An 18,286-nucleotide genomic window follows, 5' to 3' on the forward strand; every position below is an offset into this window, starting at 1 on the left:
TTACAAACTTTCTAGCCAAGCTTCATCTCGAACTTCGATACCAAGTTCTTGTGCTTTTTGGAGCTTGCTTCCTGCATCTGCTCCTGCTACGACAAGATTCGTTTTCTTAGAAACACTGCCTGTGACTTTGGCACCCAGACTTTCGAGTTTGCTTTTGGCTTCTGAGCGCGTGAGACGTTCCAATTTTCCTGTTAATACAACTGTCAAACCTGACAAGGCCGCATCTGCTACTACTGTCTGTCCCTTGTAGTCCAGATTGACTCCAGCTTCTTTCAACTCATCTAAGAGAATCTTCGATCCTTCTGTAGCAAAGTAAGTCTGAAGGCTTTGGGCAATCACTCCACCCAAGCTCTCGATACTTGCTACTTCCTCTGGGTCTGCTTGGGCTAGATTTTCAATAGAGTGGAAATGTTGGAGCAAGAGTTGGCTAGCCTTGCTTCCGACATGGCGAATTCCCAGACCAAACAAGAGCTTTTCAGCAGAGTTTTCCTTGGATGCTTGAATGGCCTGATATAGTTTAGAAGCAGACTTTTCCTTGACGCCTTCTAAAAGAAGGAAATCGTTTTCTTTCAAACGGTAAATATCTGCCACATCCTTAACCAGATTAGCAGCAAAAAGCTTTTCGACGATAGATGGACCAAGACCCGTAATATTCATAGCATCTCGAGAGGCAAAGTGAATCAAACCTTCCATGATTTGGGCAGGACAGCGTGGATTGATACAACGAAGAGCCACTTCATCTTCAAAATGAAGCAACTGACTGTCACAGCTCGGACAGTTAGTCGGAATATCTAGTTTTTCTTCAGAAACACGTTTAGACTCTACCACACGCAGAACAGCAGGGATGATATCTCCAGCCTTATAAACGATAACCGTATCATCTTTGCGGATATCCTTTTCAGCAATATAATCTACATTATGCAATGTTGCACGGCTAACAGTTGTCCCAGCAAGCTGAACAGGTGTTAGATTGGCAGTCGGAGTCACAACACCCGTACGACCTACTGTCCAGTCAACTGAAAGGAGCTGGGCTTCTTTTTCTTCAGCGGGAAATTTATAGGCGATTGCCCACTTGGGCGCTTTAACAGTAAAGCCGAGTTCTTCTTGACCTGCTAGGTCGTTGACCTTGATGACCACTCCATCAATATCGTAAGGAAGTTTCTCCCGTTCTTGTCCTACTTCTTGGATGAAATCCCATATCTCATCTATACTTTTAGCCAATATTCGTTTAGGATTAACTACAAAACCAAGCTGTTCAAGATGCTCCAAGACTTTTTCTTGACTATCACGAGTAGAAGGGCTGGCTTCTTGATAGAGGAAAGTCGCAAGATTGCGTTTGGCCACTACTGCTGTATCCAGCTGACGGAGGGTTCCTGCAGCTGCGTTACGAGGATTAGCAAATTCAGGCTCTCCATTTTCTTGGCGAGCTTGGTTGACCTGGTCAAATGAAGCGCGTGGCATGTAACACTCTCCACGAACGGTGATATCTAGTTCTTCGGGCAAGGTCAAAGGAATGTCCTTGACACGCTTGAGGTTTTCGGTGATATTTTCACCAACAGAACCATCCCCACGTGTGGCACCAACAACCAAAATCCCCTTTTCATACGTAAGCGAGATAGACAAACCATCGATTTTCAGCTCACAAATATAGGTCGGTTGGGGTAATTCCTTTCGCACACGCGCATCAAAAGCTTCTAACTCTTCACGTGAAAAAGCATCCTGCAAACTGTATAGAGGATACTGATGACTGTATTTTTCAAAACCATCTAAAACCTTACCACCAACACGATGAGTTGGACTATCCGCTAAAACTTGATCTGGATAGGCGGCTTCCAACTCAACCAACTCTCGGTAGAGACGATCATACTCGCTATCTGAAACCGAGGGATTGTCACTCGTATAGTACTCGGTCGCATAGCGGTTGAGTAAGGCAACTAACTCATTCATTCTTTCATTCATAATCCCATTTTACCACAAAGCAAGCCCTCCTCACAATAGAGAAGGACTGAAAAATGATTCGTAATGAAATATTTTCTAAAAAAGAGAAATTATAACTCTTTTTTAAAATGACTTCGCACATAAACGAGGGATAAACAAGACAGGATGATAACACCGCTTCCAATTATCAGAAAAGAAGAGAGATGGACACTTGGTAGCACCGTCATAAAGCCTTTTGCAATCGGCATAAATAGGATGGCTAAGGTAAAAATGGTGCTTAGTACTCTTCCCAAGTATTCCCCCTCAACCTTGGTTTGAACCTGAGTAAAAAAGTGAATATTAAAAATCGTCATAAACAGTTCACAAACTAAATTTCCAGAAAAGGAGAGAAAAGTTGGCAGTGGTAATCCCATCATAAAAACTCCAACTCCAGTTAAAGCCAATAGAATCAAAAGATTATAAACACTTGCCTTTATTTTACTAGCTAGAAGAGCTCCAATAATCGAACCAATAGCGCCCATAGTTAAAATAGTTGCATAAGCTCCTTCTACCCCGTATAGTCGATTTGAAAAAGGGAGGAGAAATTCAAAAGCTGCAAAAAAGAAATTAACACTGGAAGCTACTACCAAAAGGAAAAAGATCTCTTGCTGGCGCCAAATATAGCGAATCCCTTCTTTCATATCAGCAAAAATATTTTTCCAGCTGAAAGTCTTTTTCTCTTGTTCCTGAGTCTCTTTTTTTGGGAGAAAAGCTACTAAGGTAAATGCGATAAAAAAACTAATGGCATCTAAAACGAGCGTCATATGGAGACTGGCAAATTGTAAAACGAGAAAAGAAAGCACCGGAGAACTGACTCCTACAACCTGTAAAACTAACTCCAAGCGAGAGTTATAGGTCACAATCTCGTCTTTCTCTACAACCTCAGTTATAATGGCTTTGTTAGATGTACGAGAAAATGCAAAGGCAACCGCCTGAACAATATTGGCAAAAATCAAGGCAGCAATCATCAAGCTATCATCTCTGATGAAAGAAATAGCTAAGCAAAGAACGCCACAAATCAAGTCTGTCGTCATCAAAATTTTGCGACGCGAAAATCGGTCTGAAATCACTCCGCCAAAGGGATTGACCAGAATCGATGTGACGAGTTCAGAAATTTGATAAATCCCAAGAACAGTCTGCCCTATCGTTCCCATTGATGCCAACCAAACACTGTTTCCATAATCATAGAGCATATTTCCTATTTTATTAATAGCACCACGACTAATCAACTGGATTGCATGTCGATTCATATAAAAAACCCCTCTCAAATTTTGAAACTATTGTATCAAAACTGAAAGGAGTCTCTTTATTTTTCCCTTATTTGGGAAATTTAAGGATTTACAAATTTTTCATAATGTTCCTGATAGTAAGCCACTTGCTCTGGAAGTCCAAGCACAGCAAAAATATGCATGGCCTCCCGCATCTGACTACAACCTTCTTCTTTCAAGTCTCTCTGGTAGAGGGCGAAACCTTTGAGATAATGGAAGATATTGCGCTCATAAAGCTTGATACCATTTCCAATTAACTTCTCCACATAGCCCTCAAAATAGTCCGCATCCGCAAAGGATCGATTTTCCAAACAATGCTGGTAACAGTTAAGAGCTAAAATCAAAACGAGTTTACGATGCCGACCAATTTCCTTGTAGTAGTCTTCCCGCTCCATGACTTCTCTGCCAATCCGAGCTACATAGTCCACATTGTAGAAAGTATAGAGATTTCCGAAAAGAATCAACTCATACATGGTCCATTCTTCTGTTTGAAAAAGATAATCTGCCACCTTTTCCAAATCACTCTGCCTCATCCTGTAACGAGCATCTCTTTGACAAATCAAACCCTGTAGCAGAATCCAATTCAGCTCAAAATAGAGGGGAGTTGTCGATCTCTTAGACTTTTCAAGTTGTTCTCTTTGAAGCTTTTGAAAACCTGCAATATCATTTGAGTAGTAAAGCGGAATAATCTGTGCCATTAAGGCAACATGTTCATGATTTTGAAAATCCCTAGCCTTGTCCATGAAATTCTCAATAGTCACATGAATATTGTCCAAAATCTCAAAGAAACGAGAAACTGCCAGATCAGACTCCCCAAGCTCGAAGCGAGATAATTGAGAAGTTGAACATGATTTACCTGCCGCCTCTTTTAAGGAGTATTTCCCACTTGTTCGAAATTCACGAAATACCTTTCCAAGATGTTTCATTTCTTACACCTGCTCTGATAATTCTTCCCACTCAAGCATAGCTTCTTCTTGACGATGGCTAATTTTGTCCAGTTCAGCCTGCAATTCCATGAGCTTTTCAGCATCGTTGGTTTCCAGCATTTGTTCAGAAATGGCTTGACTTTGAGTTTCTAACTCTTCAATTTCAGCTTCTAGATTTTCGATTTGTCGCATGAGCTTACGGGCTTCTTTCTGACTTTCTTTCTGAGCTTGGTAGTCATTAACTGGACTTGTTTCTTTTGCTTGATTACTAGTTGAAGCTTCTTTTGTCTGAGTCATTTCTACTTCTGCTTTCTTTTCAACATAGTAGTCATAATCTCCAAGGTAGAGGGTTGAACCACTCTCGGACAATTCCAAAACATGAGTGGCTACACGATTGATAAAGTAACGGTCGTGACTGACGAAAAGAAGGGTCCCATCAAAGTCAATCAAGGCATTTTCTAGCACTTCCTTGCTATCAATATCCAAGTGGTTGGTCGGCTCGTCAAGAATTAAAAAGTTGTTGTTTTCCATAGAAAGTTTGGCAAGTAACAAACGAGCTTTTTCGCCACCTGACAGCATGCCAACTGATTTCTTAACATCATCTCCTGAGAAAAGGAAGGCTCCAAGTCGATTACGGATTTCAACCTCTGGTGTTAGTTTAAAATCATTCCAAAGTTCATCTAGGACACTATTGCTTGGTGTTAGCTTGCTTTGAGTCTGGTCATAGTAACCAACCTCAACATTTGCTCCAAAACGCTTCTCTCCTTTGATAAGAGGAATCTGGTCTACTATTGACTTGATAAAGGTTGACTTCCCAATACCGTTTGGTCCAACGATAGCAACAGCATTCATCTTGCGAAGGTCAAGATTTATCGGTTCTGACAAAATTTCCCCATCATAACCAATGGCTGCATTTTCAACTGTCAGGACAACATTACCAGATGTTTTTTCAGACTGGAAGGTCATATTAGCTGATTTCTTACCAGCTTCAGGTTTATCCAATCGCTCCATTTTTTCCAGTTGTTTACGGCGCGATTGGGCACGTTTGGTTGTCGAAGCTCTTACTAGATTGCGATTAACAAAATCTTCCAGAGCAGCGATTTCCTTCTGCTGTTTCTCATAGTTTTTTGCCTCAGTTGCTAGTTTTTGCTCTTTTTGTTCAACAAAACGAGAGTAATTCCCCACATAGCGATCCAAAGAATGCTTGGTCAAATCGAGCGTAATTGTTGCAACCTTGTCCAAGAAATAACGGTCGTGACTAACAATGATGAGAGCGCCACTGTAGTTGACTAGGTAATTTTCCAACCAGGCAATGGTTTCAATATCCAAGTGGTTGGTCGGCTCGTCCAAGACCAAGAGATTTGGTTTTTCAAGGAGCATTTTGGCCAGAGCAAGCCGAGTATTTTGACCACCTGAAAGCTCAGCAATTTTCATCTGCCACATAGACTCGTCAAACTTGAAACCATTCAAGATAGCGCGGATATCAGCTTCGTAGGTAAAGCCACCAGCCTGACGGAAATTCTCTGATAAACGATCATAATCCGCCATCAGTTTATCTAGATCTTCACCATACTTTTCACCCATCTCCAACTCCATCTGACGCAGTTGTGTCTCTGTCCGACGCAAGTCATCAAAGACATGGAGCATTTCATCATAAATGGTATTTTCAGACTCAAAACGGCTATCTTGGGCTAGGTAAGACAGAGAAATATCTTTTTTCTTATTGATTTCTCCACTAGTTGGCTCCTCTTCTCCAACCAAAATCTTTAAAAGAGTAGACTTACCTGCACCATTTTTCCCAACAAGAGCAATCCGGTCTCGTTCATCTACCTGCAGATTAATATTATCAAAAAGAACCTCACCAGCAAAAGATCGTTCAATTTTATTAGCTTGTAAAATAATCATATCTCTATTTTACTATCTTTTTCTCTTTTGCACAATTGCAATGAAAAAAGTTCGAGTAGTATACCCGAACCTTTCATCTTAGTATCCAATGCCTCCACGGAATGTGCGAGCCATATCTTTTAAGTCATAGTTTTTAGAAGAGGTATCGATGGTCCATTTTCCATCTTTCTTGGTCATTTTAATTTCATAACCCTCTTTTTTCATGTTATCGCTTGTATCTAGAGGAGTTGAATCAAATTGACTTGGTGCATTTTCTAAAATGTACTTCTCACCAGCTTTCATAGCTTCTGAGTAGTTGCTATATTTACCTTTGTTTTCTTCATAGAATTTACGGCTCAATTCATGAACATTCAAATTATCCAAGTCGATTGTTTCTGGTCTAACATAAACAACAGCATAGTCTGGCAAATATGTCTTCACTTTATAATCAACTTTTGCTCTCTTAGCATTTGCTTTGATGTAGGCATCTGCGAATGTTCTAAGTTCTGAATCAGATGGTTTGTAGTTATAGAAGCCTTTTCCGAACGATTCTGTAAATTTCTTGATAAACTCTTCTTTATCAGCTTTCGCATCGTTTGTGAATTCAGCACTATTATCAGAAGATTTTTTATCATCAGCAAGCGCAACAACTTGAGACTTATTATCAGTAGCACTTAGGTTCGTTCCACCACCAGAACTTTCCCCATTAAGGTAAACAGCATCGACATATTTTTTCATTACATCTTTCGCTTCATCAATATGATCTTCATACTGACTTGGATCCACCTTGATTGCTACATCGTTATTCTTTTTAGAATTCTCTTTGATGTCATCATAAAAGCTAGGTGCGAAGTGGAGTTCATACTTAGCATTCTTGTCTACCTCATACACTACATAACCAGCAACACTCTTTCCTTTAGAAAGACTGTCACCATATGACATAAATTTCGTTTTACTGTCGCTTTCGTAGATTTGAATTGGTTGTAATTTTTCATCTTTTTCATTATAAAGCGTAATATCTTGGCTAGTAAAACTAAACTGTTTATCACGATTGTTCTTGATTTCGACTTGAAGTGCAAGGTAGCTTGAAGATGAATCTTCATCTTTAGGCAATACAAACATACCGTCTTTTACTGAAACTTCAAAGTTTGAGTTCGAGGCAGTACCATTGTCGCTTGCTTTTTTGGAAGCTCCACAGGCAACCAGTGCTAAAGCTGATAAAAGCAAAGCAGAATGCTTAAGAATTTTTTTCATAATGGATTCTCCTTTAATGATTTACTATATTTTACCATACGTAGAATAAAATTCAAAACAGAAACCAGAATTTTTCAAAATATCTTAAATTTATAGAGTTTTAACTTAAATTTTTCTATCTGTTCATTTGATACATTAAAGGATTCTTTATAAAAAGAATAGAATATAACAATATTTTTGATTTTTTTCTTCAACAAACCTACAAAATGAATTATAAACTTTCATGTTATAAAGTATCTAATAATTAATTTTCATCCCTAACTTAGTATAAGTAAGCACAGTCCCCACCATTTTCCCGCTAAAGTGCAAAAGTTAATTTCCTACATTTTAAGTTATGCTAACGTTTTACTAAAATGTCAAATCGTGATATAATGAAAGCGATTAAAGCAAATAAACAAAGGAGACACTCTATGACTTACCAAGAAAATTATCAAAAATGGGTCGATTTTGCTGACCTTCCAGACTACCTTCGTCAAGATTTAATCAATATGGACGAAAAAACAAAGGAAGATGCCTTTTATACCAATCTTGAATTTGGTACCGCTGGTATGCGTGGTTTGATCGGTGCTGGTACAAACCGCATCAATATCTACGTTGTTCGTCAAGCTACCGAAGGTTTGGCTCGTTTGATTGAGTCAAAAGGTGGAAACGAAAAAGAACGTGGTGTAGCAATTGCCTACGATAGCCGTCACTTCTCACCTGAGTTTGCCTTTGAATCTGCGGCAGTTCTTGCTAAACACGGTATCAAATCTTACGTATTTGAAAGCCTCCGTCCAACTCCAGAACTGTCATTTGCAGTTCGTCACCTCAACTGTTTTGCAGGTATCATGATTACTGCCAGCCATAACCCTGCTCCATTTAACGGTTACAAGGTTTACGGTGAAGACGGTGGACAAATGCCTCCACATGACGCGGACGCTTTGACTACTTACATTCGTGCTATCGAAAATCCATTCGCTGTGGAAGTTGCCGATGTAGAAGCGGAAAAAGCTTCTGGCTTGATTGAAGTTATCGGCGAAGCTGTTGATGCAGAATACCTTAAAGAAGTTAAAGACGTAAACATCAACCCAGCCTTGATCGAAGAATTCGGTAAAGACATGAAGATTGTCTACACACCACTTCATGGTACGGGTGAAATGTTGGCTCGTCGTGCTCTTGCTCAAGCAGGATTTGACTCTGTTCAAGTTGTTGAAGCACAAGCAACTGCTGATCCTGACTTCTCAACTGTAAAATCTCCAAACCCAGAAAGCCAAGCAGCCTTCGCCCTTGCTGAAGAACTTGGTCGTCAAGTTGGTGCAGATGTGCTTGTTGCAACTGACCCTGACGCTGACCGTGTTGGTGTTGAAGTTCTTCAAAAAGATGGTAGCTACCTTAACCTTTCAGGTAACCAAATCGGTGCTATCATGGCTAAATACATCTTGGAAGCCCACAAAAATGCTGGAACTCTTCCTGAAAATGCAGCTCTCTGCAAATCCATCGTATCAACTGACTTGGTAACGAAGATTGCTGAAAGCTACGGCGCAACCATGTTCAACGTTTTGACAGGTTTCAAATTCATCGCAGAGAAAATCCAAGAATTTGAAGAAAAACACAATCACACTTACATGATGGGATTTGAAGAAAGCTTCGGTTACTTGATTAAACCATTCGTACGTGATAAAGATGCTATCCAAGCCGTTCTTGTCGTTGCTGAACTTGCTGCCTACTACCGTTCACGTGGTTTGACACTTGCTGACGGTATCGAAGAAATCTACAAAGAATACGGCTACTACGCTGAAAAGACTATCTCTGTTACCCTTTCTGGTGTTGATGGTGCAGAACAAATCAAGGAAATCATGGCTAAGTTCCGTAACAATGCTCCAAAAGAATGGAATGCAACAGCTATCACTGTCGTAGAAGACTTCAAGGCTCAAACTGCTACTGTTGCTGATGGTACTGTTACAAACTTGACAACTCCTCCAAGTGATGTGTTGAAATATACACTTGCTGACGGTTCATGGATTGCAGTTCGCCCTTCAGGTACAGAACCAAAAATCAAGTTCTACATTGCCGTTGTGGGTGAAAGCAATGAAGATTCACAAGCTAAGATTGCCAACATCGAAGCAGAAATCAATGCGTTTGTAAAATAAGAAATTATAAAAGATGAGACCAACCAATCTCATCTTTTTTCGTATCAAATCTGAGCATTTTTAGAAACTTTATGGCATACTAGACTTATCAATGAAAGCGAGGTAATCTCATGGAACAATTTTTAGAAAACATTAAAGACCTTGAAGTCACTACAGTTGCGCGTGCGCAAGAAGCTCTTGATAAGAAAGAAACTGCAACCTTCTTTATCGGTCGCAAAACTTGCCCTTACTGCCGTAAATTTGCTGGTACCTTGGCAGGTGTCGTAGCTGAAACTAAAGCTCACATCTACTTCATCAACAGTGAAGAACCAAGCCAACTAAATGAGTTACAAGAATTCCGCTCACGCTACGGAATTCCAACCGTACCAGGATTTGTTCACATTGCTGATGGACAAATCAATGTCCGTTGCGACTCTTCCATGTCAGCACAAGAAATCAAGGACTTTGCTGGATTGTAAAAAAACAACAAAAGAAGGCACTCGCCTTCTTTTTTATATATCTGTCAATGGTGTTGCAGTATCTGGTGAGGTATCGTAAACTTTAAAGTCTACTCCGACTCCCAAATCCGCTTGGGCTAGCTGGTTGACCATGGTCATGTGAGCCAGCTCCTTGATATTGTTCTCTTTGGACAAGTGACCAAGATAAATTTTCTTGGTTCGATTTCCCATTGCACGAATCATGGCTTCAGCACCGTCTTCGTTAGAGAGGTGACCGAGATCCGACAGGATTCGCTGTTTGAGACGCCAAGCGTAAGATCCTGCTCGCAAAATCTCCACATCGTGGTTGGACTCGATGAGGTAGCCGTCCGCATTCTCGACAATTCCTGCCATACGGTCACTTACATAACCTGTATCGGTCAGCATAACGAAGCTCTTGTCGTCTTTCATAAATCGGTAAAACTGTGGTGCTGCCGCATCATGGCTAACACCAAAACTCTCAATATCGATATCACCAAAGGTTTTGGTTTTGCCCATTTCAAAGATATGCTTTTGCGAAGAATCAACCTTGCCAAGATACTTACTATTTTCCATAGCCTGCCAAGTCTTTTCATTGGCGTAAAGATCCATGCCATATTTACGAGCCAAGACACCGACTCCATGGATATGGTCTGAGTGCTCATGCGTAATCAAAATCGCATCCAGATCTTCTGGTTTGCGATTGATTTCAGCTAGCAGACTTGTAATTTTCTTACCAGACAGGCCTGCATCTACTAGGATTTTCTTTTTTGGGGTTTCCAGATAAAAGGAATTTCCACTGGAACCTGATGCTAAAATACTGTATTTAAAGCCTTTTTCACTCATTCTAGTCTTCTATTTCGTCCTCCCATATTTCTTCTTTTACGGCATCCTTATCATAAGGGAGCACTATGGTAAAGGTTGAGCCCTTACCGTATTCACTTTTGGCCCATATAAAGCCATTGTGTTGTTTGATGATTTCTTTTGCGATCGCCAGACCTAGACCAGTTCCACCTTGAGCCCGGCTTCTTGCACGATCCACACGGTAGAAGCGGTCAAAAATCTTCGGCAAATCTTGCTTTGGAATACCTAGACCTTGGTCTTTGATGGATAAAATCATCTGGTCATCAGTAGTTTTCATGCTGACAGTGATTTTCCCACCATCTGGTGAGTACTTAATGGCATTGTTAAGAATATTATCAATCACCTGAGTCATCTTATCGGTATCAATCTCGATCCAAACTGAATTAATAGGGTAATCTCTGACAAGCTCATATTTTTTCTCGTCATCCTGGCTTCTCATCTTATCAAAGCGGTTGAGAATAAAGGTGATGAATGCTGTAAAATTAATCAATTCCACATCTAACTGAGTGGTCGCATTATCAATACGAGAGAGATGCAAGAGATCTGTCACCATCCGCATCATACGGTTGGTTTCATCGAGTGAAACCTTGATAAAATCAGGAGCAACAGGATCATACAGAGCTCCCTCGTCCAAGGCTTCAAGATAAGATTTAACACTGGTCAAAGGAGTTCGCAACTCGTGACTCACGTTCGAAACAAAGAGTCTTCGCTCACGCTCTTCCTTCTCCTGCTCGGTCGTATCATGTAAAACGGCAACCAAACCAGAGATGAAACCTGACTCACGACGAACCAGAGCAAAACGTACACGAAGGCTCAGGTATTCCCCATTCACATCCTGGGAGTCAATCGTCAACTCAGGAATCTGTGTAATTAGATCACGCAGCTCATACTCATCTTCTATCTTAAGCAATTCAAGGATACTTTTATTCAGAACATCTTCTTTCTGCACACCGAGCTGTTTCTTGGCCATATCGTTGATCATAGTAATCTGGCCACGACGATTGGTCGCAAGAACGCCATCTGTCATGTAAGAAAGAATATTGTTCAATCGTTTACTCTCTTGTTCCAGATTTTCTTGGGTCAAACGAATAACTTCTGACAAATCGTTCAGATTATTGGTGATATTGGTGATTTCTGTACTTCCTTGCAAGTCCAAAACTTGAGAATAATCACCTGCAATCAAGTCCTTAACCTTTTGATTTATCTCCTTCAGACGGATATTATCCCGACGATTTTCCAGTAACAGCAAGGTCACCACCAGGATAAAGCCCAGTAAAATCAAGATAAAGATAAAATCGCTGGTCAGAATAGTTTGTCTAATATCTTCAATCATTATTTCTCATATAGTATCCAACACCACGACGTGTGAGAATGTACTCTGGACGACTTGGAGTATCTTCTATTTTCTCACGCAAGCGTCTAATGGTCACGTCCACAGTACGAACATCACCAAAATAGTCATAACCCCATACAGTCTCAAGCAAGTGTTCACGCGTAATCACTTGTCCAATATGAGACGCCAAGTGATACAAGAGTTCAAACTCACGGTGGGTTAAATCTAATTCCTCACCATATTTCTTTGCCACGTAAGCATCTGGAACGATTTCCAAATCACCAATTTGTAAAGGTTGCGTCTTCTTCTCATCAGACTCTTGGTTATCTACTGAAACTAGATCGGTACGACGAAGAAGGGCCTTAACACGAGCCTGCAACTCACGGTTTGAGAAAGGTTTTGTAACATAATCATCTGCACCTAACTCTAAACCAATAACCTTGTCAAATTCGCTATCCTTAGCTGATAGCATGATAATCGGCACGCTACTAGTCTTACGAATAGCTTTAGCAACTTCTAAACCATCAATTTCAGGTAGCATCAAGTCGAGGATAATAATATCCGGTTGCTCAGCTTCAAATAGCTCGATTGCCTCACGACCATTGAAGGCTGTTACAACTTCATAACCTTCCTTGGCCATATTAAACTTAATAATATCTGAGATTGGTTTCTCATCATCTACAATTAATATTTTTTTCATTTTATCACCTTTTCTTTATCTATTATAACAAAAAAATGTAAAGAAGGCACAAATGGCTACTGTAGGCCTTCATCTTCAAGATTTGTTTTATAAGCCTGCCAAATTTTTTGTTGAGGTTTCGCAAGTGGATAATCAGAAAACTCCTGAGGAGAAACCCAGCGAATTTCTCTGTCAGAAAACTGTTTTGTTTCCGTCACTTGACCAGCGATGATTTGAATATGCCATTTCCGATGACTAAATACATGCTTGACCTGGTCAAATACTTGCTGGGACCAATTCACTTCTAAATCATAATCTTGCTCAAAGTTTTCTTGAGGGCTTGGTCCAAATGCTCTGCTTTCCTCTTTGACTTGTGAAAAGAGATCTAGCTGATCGTCATCACTTGAGAAATCATCAACTTCGATCAAGGGGAAATGCCAAAAACCGGCTAGCAGTTTCTCGCTTTCATTTTTCTCTAGTAAATATTGCCCACGGTCATTGCGTACAACCAAAGCCTTGAGATAGATTGGGAGGGGCTTTTTCTTGGGCTCTTTGATTGGATATACATCCATAGTCCCATTCTGATAGGCTGCGCTAAAGTCCTTAACAGGGCTTTCTTCTGGTCGAGGGTTAACTGGAGCCTCTATGTCAGACCCTAAATCCATCAGAGCTTGGTTAAAGTCACCTGGTCGTTTCGGGTCAATCAAGATTTCCATCATTGCCTGAAAAATTTTGCGATTGCTGGGAACTCCGATATCATGATCAACCTCAAACAAGCGTGCCAAAACCCGCATGACATTGCCATCAACCGCTGGCTCAGGCAAATTAAAAGCGATACTGGAAATAGCTCCCGCAGTGTAAGGGCCAATCCCTTTTAAACTAGAAATTCCTTCATAGGTATTTGGAAATTGCCCCCCAAAGTCAGTCATAATCTGCTGGGCTGCAGCCTGCATATTGCGCACTCGAGAATAATAGCCCAATCCCTCCCAAGCCTTCAACAAACGATCTTCAGGGGCATTGGCCAGACTTTCAACTGTTGGAAACAAGTCCAAGAATCGTTCGTAGTATGGAATAACTGTATCCACTCTAGTCTGCTGGAGCATGATTTCAGATACCCAGATGTGATAAGGATTTTTACTTCTCCTCCAAGGTAAATCTCGCTTGTTTTCATCATACCAATTGAGGAGTTTTTCACGAAAAGAAATAATCTTCTCCTCCGGCCACATGACGATACCATATTCTTTCAAATCTAACATATCTCTAGTATAACACAGAAGACTCTAACTGTCCTTCTCTCAGTACTAAAAAGCCTCTTCCCATGGGAAAGAGGACTAAATCTTATTGATGAACTGCTTGAGCTGCTGTGATAAGGGTCAACTTGTACACATCATCTGCATTACATCCACGAGAAAGGTCGTTAACAGGTTTGTTCAAACCTTGCAAAACAGGTCCTACAGCCGCAAAACCACCGAGACGTTCTGCCATCTTGTACCCAATATTTCCGGCTTCGATACCTGGGAAGACAAAAACATTTGCTTGACCAGCTACGTTACTTCCTGGAGCTTTTAGAGCTGCAGTTTCAGGAACAAAGGCAGCGTCAAATTGCAACTCCCCATCAATCTCAAGGTCGGGACGCAAGTCGTGAGCAATTTTAGTTGCTTCTACGACCTTATCAACACTTTCACCAAATCCTGAACCTTTAGTAGAATAGCTTAGCATAGCAATTTTAGGTTCAATACCAAACATCTTAGCTGTGATTGCTGAATTGATCGCGATTTCAGCCAAGGCTTCTGCATCTGGATTGATGTTAATGGCACAGTCTCCAAATAGGTAACGTTCTGTACCACGTACCATAAGGAAGGCACCTGAAGTACGAGTTACGTTTGGACGAGTTTTGATGATTTGTAGGGCTGGGCGAACTGTTGAGGCAGTTGAGTGAATCGCACCAGATACCATACCGTCAACCAAGCCCAAGTAGACTAGCATCACACCAAAGTAGTTGACATCTTCAACCAAAACTTTGCGCGCTTCTTCTTCAGTCATTTTGCCCTTACGACGCTCTACTAAAGCAGCAACCATTTCTTCAAATCGAGGATAGTGTTGAGGGTCAATGACTTCATAACCATCCATGATCCCTTCGATTTCGAGATAAATTTTAATTTTTTCAGGGTTTCCAAGCAAAACAGGGATTACTTCTGTTTCTTTTACCAAGCGTTTTGTTGCTTGAAGAATACGTGGCTCTTCCCCTTCAGGGAGAACGATACGAGCATTTTTGCCAACCAGGTTGGCTTTGAGATTTTCAAAAACTTCCATGAGTTTTCTCCTTTAAGAAAATAAATTATACTCCAAATAGTTTTTAAAGAGTATTAGTTGATAACTGAGTAATAAGATTGCTGAAATCATCCGGTAAGGGGCTTTCTAGTTGCAAATCGTGCTCTAGAAAAGGATGATAAAAAGATAAATAATGACAATGCAGAGCCTGACGTTGGATACCGTCATCCAGACTACCACCATACAAATCGTCTCCCAACAAAGGAAAGCCAATATGGGAAAAATGCACTCGTATCTGATGAGTTCGTCCAGTATGCAGGCGAATATCGACTAGGTGAATATTTCCATAAGACGCTACAACTTTGTAAGACGTATGAGCGTATTTCCCACCTTTGGCAACCCGCCTTGTGATAATGGAATCTTCATCACGCGCAATCGGGGCAATAATCTCCCCCTCTGGCTCCAAGACACCATCTCCTTTAACAAGTGCAAAATACCTTTTTTCGATAAACTTTCGTTGCAGTTGCTTGTCTAAACGTGCATGAGCGTAGCCGTGCTTGGCAAAAAGCATCAAACCAGATGTATCTCTATCAAGCCTAGTCACGATGTGAACTTGCTGGTTTTCATAGTTTTGCTTGACATAATAGCCCTTGATAAAATTCGCAATGGTATTGGAATGATTGACACTGGGGATGGAAGCTACTCCATAAGGTTTATTCAAAACCAGAAAATGATCATCCTCATAGAGAATATCCAGTGGACGCTCAATTGTTTCAAGACTCTCAAACCCTTCCTCCGCTGGAATGTCAATAGTTACCCTGTCTCCAATATCTAAGAGATAAGTCGCATTTTGAGGTTGGCCATTGACCAGAATAGCCCCACCTCGAAACTTAATCTTAGCCAAAAGTCCCTTAGAAACCTCATGTTTCTTGAGGAATGTTTTGACTTTGACGTGCTCATCTGCGAGAAATTCGAACCTCATTCATCCACCTCGCCGATGAAGGCATCTTTGACACGATTCCAGAAACTAGTGTGGCTTGGAGTCGCTACGAAGTGAATCTTGTGATGGTCGATTTGATACTCTATCCGTTCGATATTACGGAAGGAATAGACGCTGTTATCGACTGATATCGTATGGTAATCATTGCGTGTCGGCAAAAGTTCAATCTTATCTTTTTTGGGAATAATGATCGATGATCCCAAAGTGCGATAGACTCTATTATTAAGGCTTGCTATTTCCGTCAACTGCAAGGCTTCAATGGTAGGATGTAAGACAGCTCCACCCAAGGATTTGTTGTAGGCGGTACTTCCCGTCGGCGTTGAAACAGTCACTCCATCTCCACGAAATCTCTCAAACGGAACATGGTTAATGATGATATCCGCAACCATGGTGCGGTCTGATCGACGGATACTCGCTTCATTTAAAGCACGGAAGATTTTCACCTCTCCATTTTCAAGCGTTACCTTAACATTCAAGACTGGATAAGAAACTTTGGCTCCAGTATCTAGTAAAAGATTGGTCACCAATTGATCCAGCTCAAAATCACGATAATCTGTGTAAAAACCCAAATGCCCTGTATGAACACCTACAAATCGAACCTTGTCTAACTGATTCTCATACTTGTGAAAGGCAGACAAAAGCATCCCGTCACCACCAATGGAAATGACGATATCGGGATTGGTATCGTTCAGTATAAAATGTTGTTTCTTTAGTTTTTCCCTTAGCTCATGCAAAACCTTCTGACTCTGTGGTTTTCTATTTGCTATGAGGTCAACTCGTTTACCTGTATTCTTCATCTGTATCGTCACTATTTCCTACACCATCGTTTAGTTTTCTGCTCAATGGATCAAAGAGAGCCTGCGCTTCCTGGATATCATCACGAATCTTACCCATTTCTTCATCCAGTTGATAGGCTATTTTCGCTGTGATTTCCAGTCTTTTTCTGATTTCTTCTGGAAAATCACCCTGATACTTATAATTGAGTGAGTGTTCAATCGTAGCCCAGAAATTCATGGCCAAAGTCCGTATTTGTATCTCCGCCAAAATCGTCTTCGCCCCGTTGATCGTATCAACCGTGTATTCGACAACCACGTGATAAGAACGATAGCCCGAAGCCTTACGATGAGTGATATAATCTCGTTCCTGAACGATTCTCATATCTTGGCGTTTACGTAGAATCTCAACTACCTCTTTAACGTCATCAACAAACTGAACCATGACACGTAAACCAGCAATGTCTTGCAGATCGTGTTCTAGACTTGCATAAGTTATTCCTCGACGAGCCATTTTTTCTTTGATACTTTCAATCGGTTTGACACGACCCGTTACAAACTCAATCGGAGAATGCTTGTTTTGCTTACGATACTGTTTGCGAATCCCCCGAAGTTTAATCTTCAATTCACCAACAGCCTGAATGTAAGGATCTAAAAAATCTTCCCATTCTATGGTCATACTTTCTCCCTTGTAATGTTTGATTGCTCTGTCGAAAATCTTTGATTTTTTCAGTACATTCGTATACAATAAATACATTGTCCATTATACCATAAATCGCTTTCAAAGATATAGAAAAGGTTGAAAAAATGAAACATTTAGAAATAGAATTGAAAACACTTCTGAAAAAAGAGGAATATGATCATCTAAAAAAACAGTTTTCCCATATCCAACCCGTTCTTCAGAAGAACTACTACATTGACACACCAGATTTCCAATTGCGTGAAAAGAAGGTTGCCATGCGCATTCGCACTTTTGCAGATTGGGCGGAATTGACCTTAAAAGTGCCTCAAACTGTAGGAAATATGGAATACAACCAGAAACTAACTCTTCCAGAAGCTGAATCGTACCTAGAAAAACCAAAACTACCTCCAGGTCTCGTTCTAGAGAAGCTCTCTAAGATTGGCATCGAAAGCCATGACTGGCTTGTTCTAGGTTGCCTTTCCACCCTTCGTTATGAAATGAAAACTGAGATTGGCTTAATGGCCTTAGATGAAAGTCAATACTTTGACCAGACGGACTATGAACTCGAACTTGAAGTCACCGACCATGAAAAAGGGAAAGAAGATTTTCAGAGATTTTTAGATGAAAATCAGATAACCTATCAGAAAGCTCCTTCAAAATTAATTCGTTTTATTAAAAGCATGAAAAAAAGCTGAAATAATCTCCTTTTTTTGGTAAAATAGAAAAGATAAAAATAAAAGAATCTGGCTTTGAAAAACAAAACTTTCTCAAAGAAGATTCACAAAGTTTAC

The 18,286-nt window shown here is 40.5% G+C and carries 16 protein-coding genes; 3 read left to right on the forward strand and 13 right to left on the reverse strand.

Features of this window, described 5'->3' with window-relative positions; genetic code table 11:
• From ligA to GMD4S_RS00650, 5 genes are all read right to left on the reverse strand, one after another.
• Positions 1 to 1,959: an NAD-dependent DNA ligase LigA gene (ligA, locus tag GMD4S_RS00630; protein WP_001005753.1), complete on the reverse strand. Its 1,959-nt coding sequence runs from the start codon at positions 1,957 to 1,959 to the stop codon at positions 1 to 3.
• An 89-nt stretch (positions 1,960 to 2,048) separates the two neighbouring features.
• Positions 2,049 to 3,227 carry an MFS transporter gene (locus tag GMD4S_RS00635; RefSeq protein ID WP_001079356.1) on the reverse strand — a complete coding sequence of 393 codons (1,179 nt, stop codon included), beginning with the start codon at positions 3,225 to 3,227 and terminating at the stop codon, positions 2,049 to 2,051.
• An 80-nt stretch (positions 3,228 to 3,307) separates the two neighbouring features.
• Positions 3,308 to 4,171 (reverse strand): Rgg family transcriptional regulator, encoded by an 864-nt coding sequence (locus GMD4S_RS00640; protein WP_000681330.1) that lies wholly within the window; start codon positions 4,169 to 4,171, stop codon positions 3,308 to 3,310.
• Positions 4,172 to 4,174: 3 nt separating this feature from the next.
• Complete coding sequence (locus GMD4S_RS00645) at positions 4,175 to 6,076, reverse strand: ABC transporter ATP-binding protein (protein ID WP_000584870.1); 1,902 nt, start codon at positions 6,074 to 6,076, stop codon at positions 4,175 to 4,177.
• Between the two features lie 78 nt (positions 6,077 to 6,154).
• A complete protein-coding gene (locus tag GMD4S_RS00650) occupies positions 6,155 to 7,309 on the reverse strand; it encodes a DUF5105 domain-containing protein (RefSeq protein ID WP_000722100.1) in 1,155 nt (384 codons plus the stop codon).
• A 410-nt stretch (positions 7,310 to 7,719) separates the two neighbouring features.
• On the opposite strand from GMD4S_RS00650, the gene GMD4S_RS00655 reads away from it, so the two are divergent.
• The gene (locus GMD4S_RS00655; protein WP_000222135.1) at positions 7,720 to 9,438 is read left to right on the forward strand and encodes a phospho-sugar mutase; all 1,719 of its coding nucleotides are present in this window, start codon (positions 7,720 to 7,722) and stop codon (positions 9,436 to 9,438) included.
• Between the two features lie 110 nt (positions 9,439 to 9,548).
• The gene (locus GMD4S_RS00660; RefSeq protein WP_000434656.1) at positions 9,549 to 9,896 is read left to right on the forward strand and encodes a thioredoxin; all 348 of its coding nucleotides are present in this window, start codon (positions 9,549 to 9,551) and stop codon (positions 9,894 to 9,896) included.
• A 33-nt stretch (positions 9,897 to 9,929) separates the two neighbouring features.
• Here the strand turns inward: GMD4S_RS00660 and GMD4S_RS00665 are convergent, their stop codons facing one another.
• The 8 genes from GMD4S_RS00665 to GMD4S_RS00700 all read right to left on the reverse strand — a co-directional run bounded on the left by GMD4S_RS00665 (position 9,930) and on the right by GMD4S_RS00700 (position 17,492).
• Positions 9,930 to 10,739: an MBL fold metallo-hydrolase gene (locus GMD4S_RS00665; RefSeq protein WP_001290607.1), complete on the reverse strand. Its 810-nt coding sequence runs from the start codon at positions 10,737 to 10,739 to the stop codon at positions 9,930 to 9,932.
• A gap of 1 nt (position 10,740) precedes the next feature.
• On the reverse strand, positions 10,741 to 12,090 hold the full coding sequence (gene vicK / locus GMD4S_RS00670; protein WP_000568717.1) for a cell wall metabolism sensor histidine kinase VicK: 1,350 nt from the start codon (positions 12,088 to 12,090) through the stop codon (positions 10,741 to 10,743).
• Positions 12,083 to 12,790, reverse strand: a complete 708-nt coding sequence (yycF, locus tag GMD4S_RS00675) for a response regulator YycF (RefSeq protein ID WP_000722056.1) — start codon at positions 12,788 to 12,790, stop codon at positions 12,083 to 12,085. Before yycF ends, vicK begins: the two co-directional genes overlap by 8 nt.
• A 56-nt stretch (positions 12,791 to 12,846) precedes the next feature.
• A complete protein-coding gene (mutY, locus tag GMD4S_RS00680; RefSeq protein WP_000886131.1) occupies positions 12,847 to 14,025 on the reverse strand; it encodes an A/G-specific adenine glycosylase in 1,179 nt (392 codons plus the stop codon).
• An 82-nt stretch (positions 14,026 to 14,107) separates the two neighbouring features.
• Positions 14,108 to 15,082 carry a phosphate acetyltransferase gene (pta, locus tag GMD4S_RS00685; protein WP_000451560.1) on the reverse strand — a complete coding sequence of 325 codons (975 nt, stop codon included), beginning with the start codon at positions 15,080 to 15,082 and terminating at the stop codon, positions 14,108 to 14,110.
• A 43-nt stretch (positions 15,083 to 15,125) separates the two neighbouring features.
• Positions 15,126 to 16,022, reverse strand: coding sequence for an RluA family pseudouridine synthase (locus GMD4S_RS00690; protein WP_001210022.1), 897 nt, complete (start codon positions 16,020 to 16,022; stop codon positions 15,126 to 15,128).
• A complete protein-coding gene (locus GMD4S_RS00695; RefSeq protein WP_000799063.1) occupies positions 16,019 to 16,837 on the reverse strand; it encodes an NAD kinase in 819 nt (272 codons plus the stop codon). Before GMD4S_RS00695 ends, GMD4S_RS00690 begins: the two co-directional genes overlap by 4 nt.
• Positions 16,821 to 17,492: a GTP pyrophosphokinase gene (locus tag GMD4S_RS00700; protein ID WP_000151547.1), complete on the reverse strand. Its 672-nt coding sequence runs from the start codon at positions 17,490 to 17,492 to the stop codon at positions 16,821 to 16,823. Before GMD4S_RS00700 ends, GMD4S_RS00695 begins: the two co-directional genes overlap by 17 nt.
• A gap of 128 nt (positions 17,493 to 17,620) precedes the next feature.
• On the opposite strand from GMD4S_RS00700, the gene GMD4S_RS00705 reads away from it, so the two are divergent.
• Entirely contained in the window at positions 17,621 to 18,190 is a 570-nt protein-coding gene (locus tag GMD4S_RS00705; protein WP_000681304.1) for a CYTH domain-containing protein, read from the forward strand.
• The last annotated feature ends 96 nt before the right edge of the window (positions 18,191 to 18,286 follow it).

This window comes from Streptococcus sp. GMD4S (assembly GCF_000296955.1).